General features: G+C 68.7%; 1 protein-coding gene. It reads right to left on the minus strand.

What is annotated here, in order from left to right; all coding sequences use genetic code 11:
* A partial coding sequence (locus ACFC1X_RS40810; RefSeq protein ID WP_376364838.1) for an AMP-binding protein occupies positions 1-1,242 on the minus strand: 1,242 nt, incomplete at both ends.

Genomic DNA, 1,242 nt, shown 5'->3' on the forward strand with positions numbered 1-1,242 from the left:
TGGAACGGCTCCCCCTCACTCTCCCGGATCACCGTCCGCAGCACCTCATGCCGGTCCGCAACGTCACCGACGGCCGCCCGCAAAGCCGCCTCGTCGAGGGTGCCGTTCAGGCGGATCGCGAGGGGAATGTTGTAGGCGGCACCCAGGGTCCCCAGACGCTCCAGGAACCACAGCCGGCGCTGCGCGAACGACACCGGAACCCGGCCATCGCGCGACGTGCCCCCCGCGCCGAGCACCGGCAGCCGCTCACTGACCGCGGCGTCCATGTTCTGCACCAGACCGGCCACCGTCGGAGCGTCGAACAACGTCCGCAGATGCATCTCCCAGCCCAGTACCGACCGCACCCGGCTGGCCAGCCGCGTCGCCAGCAGCGAATGCCCGCCCAGATCGAAGAAGTTGTCATCGGGCCCGACCCGCTCCACACCCAGCACATCGGCGAACAGCGAACACAAGACCTCCTCCCGCGCATCACGCGGACCCCGCCCCGCACCCGAACCGCCGTACTCGGGCACCGGCAGCCCCCGACGGTCCAGCTTCCCGTTCACCGTCAACGGCAACGCATCAAGCACCACGAACGCCGAAGGCACCATGTACTCCGGCAGCAACCGCTGCACCAGCACCCGCAACTCACCCACCAGACCAGCACCCGCACCACCCGCCACCGGCACCACATACGCCACCAGCCGACGGTCACCCGGCCGGTCCTCCCGCACCACCACCGCCCCATGCGCCACCGACGCATGCCCCACCAGCACCGACTCGATCTCACCCAGCTCGATCCGGAAACCACGCACCTTCACCTGGTCATCCGAACGACCCAGATACTCAAGCCCCCCATCCGCACGCCACCGCACCACATCACCCGTGCGATACATCCGCGCACCCGCAGGACCAAACACATCCGCCACAAACCGAGACGCCGTCAGACCAGACCGCCCCGCATACCCACGAGCCACACCCGCACCCGCTACATACAACTCACCCACCACACCCACCGGCACCACACCCAACCCCTCATCCAGCACATACACACGCATGTTGGCGAGGGGCGTACCGATCGATACGCCGGCGTCGTCTGACGTGAGACGGGTGGAGGTGGCCCAGATGGTGGCCTCGGTCGGGCCGTAGAGGTTGTGGACACTGCCCTCGGCTGCGCGTAGTTCGTCGGCGAGGGCGGGGGGCAGGGCTTCGCCGCCGGTGAGCTTGCGCAGTCCGTGGAGGGTGTGCGGGGCGTGGGTGGTG

Origin of the sequence: Streptomyces sp. NPDC056128, from assembly GCF_042263835.1 — a bacterium.
Taxonomy (GTDB): domain Bacteria; phylum Actinomycetota; class Actinomycetes; order Streptomycetales; family Streptomycetaceae; genus Streptomyces.